Raw genomic sequence first — 5405 nt, forward strand, 5'->3', positions numbered from 1 at the left:
TTCACCTGGCAACTGCCAGGCCTGGCCACCGCGCGCGGCCTGGGCCTGGCCGCGCTGCAGGCCTTGCCGCCCATCAAATCGGCACTGGCCCGGCAGATGATGTTCGGCCGCCGCTGACCGCCGCCTGATCAAGGCATGGCGCGGACCAGCGCCGGGCCGCTCCCAAGCGGTCCGTGCACCCTCTCGGAGGGTGGCTTCACGTACCCGTGAGGCCGGGTGTCCCGCTCCAACGCGGACCAGCGCCGGGCCGCCCCAAGCGGTCCGTGCACCCTCTCGGAGGGTGGTCTCACGTACCCGTGAGACCGGGTGCGCCATCTACATCAGTCCACTCGGAACATCAGGCGCAACCAGCTGGTCGTGCCTTCGGACTTGTTGCGCACCAGGAATTCCGGCAGCACCTTGACCTCGGCACCCCAGCGGCCGTCTTCGGACGAATAGCCCACCGCCGGGCCTGCGGCCAGCACCTGGGCCTTGTTGCCATCGGCCGCGACGCCCTCGCCCTTGTCCTTGGTGAACTGCTTGAGGAAGTAGCCTTGCAGGCCGGCGCGCCAGCTGTCGTTGACGCGGTACATCAGCGAGTAGTCGGCATGCACGTACTGGCCGGACTTGTAGTCGGTCGCGGTGTTTTCGGTGTTGATCGAATAGGTCACGCGGGTGCCGAATTCCAGGCCGTTTTCCCAGGCGCGGCCATACAGGAAGCCGGGGCGGATCGTCCAGAACTTGCCGGCGCCTGGGTTGATGGCGCGGCTGGACTTGTAGTCGCCGGTGGGCGCCACCAGCGCGGCCAGCAGCACCAGGCGCGACTCGTCGTCCTGGAAGTCGACAAACGGCGCGATCTCGGTGTCGCCCAGGCCGGTCTGCGAACCGGAATTGGCCGCGGCCACGCCGTTGAGCTGGGCCTGGATGGCGCTGGCCATCGAGCTGGGGAAGCCGGCCGGGAAGCGGCCGGTGGCTGTCGTGTGCACGTCCAGGTCAATGATGGGCAGCGTGACCGACACGCCCAGCCTGCCGTCGCCCAGGTGCGCTTCGCTGACCCAGGTCAGGCGCGGCACGAGCACGTTGGCGCTGATCTTGCCGCCGCGCACCGCGGACACACCATTGCCGAGATCGGTGACCTGGTCGTCGCCGTCGCCGTTGCGGAACTTCGTGGCCTCGTAGTGCTGGGCCCAGACCTGCCCATACAAGCCCGGCAACTGGGGCAGCGTCATTTCCTGGCCTGGTGCGCCCAGCAAGGCGCGCAGCTGCTGATTTTCCGTGGCCTGCGCGGACAAGCCGATGGCCGCCAAAGTCAGGATGAATGCAGATCGCACCGGTTGATAGCGCATATGGAAAGCTCTGTGGTGTTTTAAAAGCAAGGGCGAGAAGATACCTTGGGATGTGTCATTGCGTTAGTGGTTGTGACACCGGTTGTATTGAAGTTGCCACTTGTTGCCGTGACGCACGCCGCATCTCCATGAAGTTGACGGATGAACGCCGTCGCGACGCGGCCCAAAACCAGACATGATTCGGGACATGAGTACTTTCACGCGCAGGGATTGCATGGGTTTGGCGCTGACCGGGCTGGCCGGCTGGCCGGTGTTGGGCCATGCCGCTGATGCGCCAGCGGCCTCTTCCGCCGCGCCGACCGCGCCGGTGGAAATCGAGGGTTTCAAGTTCGAGCCCAGCGCCACCGTCGCCGGCAAGCCCTTGCTGCTGAACGGCGCCACCGTCTCGCTGATCCTCTCGGTGCGCACCACCGTGGTCGCGCTGTACCTGCCGCACAAGCAGACCACGCCCGAAGCCGCGCTGGCCGAACCCGGCGCCAAGCGCCTGTGCTTCTACAGCATGCGCGAGGTCTCGGCCAAGGACCTGTCCAACACCTTCCTCGACCGGCTGCGGCAGAACGCGGCCAGCGAGGAAATCGCCGCCAACTTCATCGCCATCGCCCAGTTCGGCTCGGCCTTCAGCAACCGCAGCAAGCTGGTGCGCGGCGACTTCGTGGTGATGGATTTCAATCCCACCACCAACCTGACCGAGATGACGCTCAACGGCCAGAAGGTGGGCGACGCGATGCAGGGCGAAAGCTTCTTCCGCATGCTGATGAAGATCTGGATGGGGCCGAAAGTGCGGCCGGCCACGCGCCGCGGGCTGCTGGGCGACAGCAACGCCACAGCCGCCTGAAGCGGGCACTCAGCTTCGCCACGCACGCCGGGCCTGTCCCGGCGTTTTTCATGGTGGCCGCGATCTCCGTGCAGATTCGCACACCGGCCGCAGCGCATCGGGATTTGCGCGCATCAACCCGGCCCCGGTGCGACCGAAAGCAAGGGAATCCCTTTCCGTGCCGGAGGCCGCCTTGTCCCATTTCGATCTCTATGTCCAGCAAGCCACCACCTTGCCGGCAATGCCGGAAGTGGCCCGCAAGCTGCTGAACTCCTTCGACCGCGACGACCTGTCGCTGGGCGAGTTGTCCCAGCTGATCGGCCGCGACCAGTCGCTGGCCGCCAAGGTGCTGCGGCTGGCCAACTCGGCGCGCTACTCGCCTTCGCACACGGTCAGCACGCTGAACGACGCCGCCGCCTCGCTGGGCCTGCGCACGCTGCGCGACCTGACCCTGTCGGCCTGCATGACGGGCGCGTTCCCGAAGATGGACGGCTTCGACCGCGTGGGCTTCTGGCGCTCGACGCTGGCGGTGGCCGCGTATTCGCAAGCCCTGGCACCGGCGCTGGATGCGGACCCGGACACGGCCTACCTTGGCGGCTTGGTGGTGCGCACAGGGCAGATCCTGATGACGATGGCCGAGCCGGCTGCAATGGCCGAAGTGACGCGCCATGCCCGCGCGCCGGACAGCCGCATCGGCTTCGAGGCCACGCTGCTGGGCTGCAGCCATCCGCAGGTCAGCGCCGAGCTGGCCCGCCACTGGCAGTTCCCGCAAGCGCTGGTCGCCGCCTTCAGCGCGGCAGCCGACCCGATGGCCGCCCGCCCGTTCTGCCGCCTGGGTGTGGTGCTGCGCCTGGCCAGCGTGGTCTGCGACGCCGCCGAAATCCAGGTCGACCCGATCGAGAGCCTGCGCACCACGCAGGCCGCACTGATCAACCATGTGAACCTGGACCTGGCATGGGTGAAAGCGCATCTGCCCGATCATCGCCTGGCCACTGCCGGCGCAGACGCGCTGATGCACTGAAGGGACGCCAGCTGCACGGCCGCCTTGGACGGCCTGCCACTGACCGTTCGCCCTGATTGCCTGCTTCCTGATGGCCTGAAACCAACTCGGCCGGCGAGATTGATCGATTTGCCACCTACTCTTGGCAAATTGCGCCGAAGACCGAGCGTTATGGGCGCAATGCCTGCTTCTTGTTGGCCGCCGGCCTGCGGAAAATTCAACCACCCCGGCGCTCCCCGCGCCACCGGCAGGCCCGCACGCCCCGCGCTGCGAGGCCAATGACGCGCCCATCGCGCGCGTCCGGGCGCCTGCTTGCAACCTCTGCAGCCAGCCCGTTTCCAAAGCCGGCAAAGCAATCGAGACAAGGCAGAGACATCATGGTGAACTACATCGGCGTGGCCGACATCCAGCAATTGGTGCGCGCCATCGGCGCTGCGTCCTTCATCGAACAACTGGCTGGCGAGATCGAGACCGACTACCGGCGCTGGGCCCAGTTCGAGAAGTCGGCCCGAGTGGCCAGCCACTCCTCGGTCGGCGTGATCGAACTGATGCCGGCCAGCGACGGCCAGCTCTACGCCTTCAAGTACGTCAACGGCCACCCCAAGAACACGGCGGAAGGCCTGCTCACCGTGACGGCCTTTGGCGTGCTGGCGGACGTGAACACCGGTTATCCGCTGCTGCTCTCGGAGCTGACGGTGACCACCGCGCTGCGCACCGCGGCCATGTCGGCGCTGGCGGCCAGGTGGATGGCCCGCCCGGACAGCCGCTCGATGGCGCTGATCGGCAACGGTGCGCAGAGCGAATTCCAGGCCCTGGCCTTCCACCGCATGCTGGGCATCCGCGAGCTGCGGCTGTACGACGTAGACCCGCTGGCCACCGCCAAGCTGGAGCAGAACCTGCGCTCGCTGCCCGAGCTGGCCGGCCTGCGCCTGGTGCGCGCAGCCAGCGTGGCCGAGGCAGTGCGCGGCGCCGACATCGTCACCACCGTGACGGCCGACAAGCGCAACGCGGTGATCCTGACCAAGGACATGATCGAGCCGGGCATGCACCTCAACGCGGTGGGAGGTGACTGCCCCGGCAAGACCGAGCTGGCGCGCGAAATCCTGCTGCGGTCGGACGCCCGCGTGATCGTCGAATACGAGCCGCAGTCCCGCGTCGAAGGCGAGATCCAGCAGCTGCCGGCCAACTTCCCGGTGATCGAGTTTGCCAACGTGGTCGCCAGCGGCCAGACGGCGCGCCGAAGCGCCGCCGAAGTCACGATCTTCGACTCGGTCGGCTTTGCGCTGGAAGACTTCTCGGCGCTGCGCTTCCTGCACCAGTTGCTTGGCAGCGGCCTGCACGGCACGCGCCAGATCGACCTGGTGCCGCGGCTGGACGACCCGAAGGACTTGTTTGGCGGCACGCTGGGCAGCGCCGCAGCCGGGCCGGCGCGCCTGCGTCGCGTCGCCTGAGGACGGGCCGGCCCGCCTGCTCGACGGCCTGCCGACAGCTTCGTGCCGAATTCCATATGCAATCCATATGGGTCCGGTTTCAGAATCTGTCGCACTGCAGCAATACCGCTGTAAGCGACAACATTGACTGGAGGGCCCCATGGCTGCTCTGACCGGATTCCACGCCCTGCCGCTGTCGGCAGTCAGCGCCCCGCCGCTGCGCGACGAAGGCTTCACCACCGCCAAGCTGACCGATCCCGCGCTCAGCCTGCTGACCGACCTGTCGCACGCGCCCTGCGTGATGGCCGACCACCTCGACGGCCTGGATTCGACCATCCACACAATGGTGCGCGCCCATGTGCACATGGCCTTCGTGACCGGCGTGGACGAGCAGGTGGTGGGCATGATTACCACCGACGACCTGCAGGGCGAGCGCCCGATGCAGCGCGCCCAGGCCGATCATGTGCGCTTCCAGGACCTGACGCTGGAACAGCTGATGACCCCGGTCTCGCAATGGCAGGTGCTGACCTCCGCACAGGTGGCTCACGCCCGCGTCGGCGACATCGTCTCGACGCTGCGCGAACACGGCCTGCGTTACCTGCTGGTGGTGAACCCCGGCACGCCGCGCCCGGTGCTGCACGGCATCTTCTCGGCTCGCCGCCTCGAAACCGCGCTGGGCATGGACCTGCGCAGCGACCTGCACGCCCGCAGCTTCGCCGAGCTGGAATCGCTCATCGGGCATTAGGAATGGGGCACCCGGTCTCGCGAATACGCGAGACCACCCGCCGGGCGGGTTGCGGGGCCGCTTGGGGCGGCCCGGCGCTGCCCCCGTGACA

The 5405-nt window shown here is 67.5% G+C and carries 5 protein-coding genes; 4 read left to right on the forward strand and 1 reads right to left on the reverse strand.

Features of this window, described 5'->3' with window-relative positions:
* Positions 1-320: 320 nt before the first annotated feature.
* Positions 321-1325, reverse strand: coding sequence for a SphA family protein (locus tag FKP22_RS20020; RefSeq protein WP_141289459.1), 1005 nt, complete (start codon positions 1323-1325; stop codon positions 321-323).
* A 187-nt stretch (positions 1326-1512) separates the two neighbouring features.
* Between FKP22_RS20020 and FKP22_RS20025 the strand changes: the two genes are divergently transcribed.
* The 4 genes from FKP22_RS20025 (at position 1513) to FKP22_RS20040 (ending at position 5314) form a co-directional block, all read left to right on the forward strand.
* A complete protein-coding gene (locus FKP22_RS20025; RefSeq protein WP_170200976.1) occupies positions 1513-2160 on the forward strand; it encodes a chalcone isomerase family protein in 648 nt (215 codons plus the stop codon).
* A gap of 172 nt (positions 2161-2332) precedes the next feature.
* On the forward strand, positions 2333-3160 hold the full coding sequence (locus FKP22_RS20030) for an HDOD domain-containing protein (protein ID WP_141289461.1): 828 nt from the start codon (positions 2333-2335) through the stop codon (positions 3158-3160).
* A 356-nt stretch (positions 3161-3516) separates the two neighbouring features.
* Complete coding sequence (gene ocd / locus FKP22_RS20035; RefSeq protein ID WP_141289462.1) at positions 3517-4590, forward strand: ornithine cyclodeaminase; 1074 nt, start codon at positions 3517-3519, stop codon at positions 4588-4590.
* 139 nt (positions 4591-4729) lie between these two features.
* Entirely contained in the window at positions 4730-5314 is a 585-nt protein-coding gene (locus tag FKP22_RS20040) for a CBS domain-containing protein (protein WP_141289463.1), read from the forward strand.
* Positions 5315-5405 lie beyond the last annotated feature (91 nt).

Source organism: Ideonella azotifigens, from assembly GCF_006519715.1.
GTDB lineage: Bacteria > Pseudomonadota > Gammaproteobacteria > Burkholderiales > Burkholderiaceae_C > Ideonella > Ideonella azotifigens.

Coding starts and splice junctions, on each gene's coding strand:
- FKP22_RS20025 (WP_170200976.1), top strand. CDS start 1,513: ATGAGTACTTTCACGCGCAGGGATTGCATGGGTTTGGCGCTGACCGGG.
- FKP22_RS20040 (WP_141289463.1), top strand. CDS start 4,730: ATGGCTGCTCTGACCGGATTCCACGCCCTGCCGCTGTCGGCAGTCAGC.
- FKP22_RS20020 (WP_141289459.1), bottom strand. CDS start 1,325: ATGCGCTATCAACCGGTGCGATCTGCATTCATCCTGACTTTGGCGGCC.
- ocd (WP_141289462.1), top strand. CDS start 3,517: ATGGTGAACTACATCGGCGTGGCCGACATCCAGCAATTGGTGCGCGCC.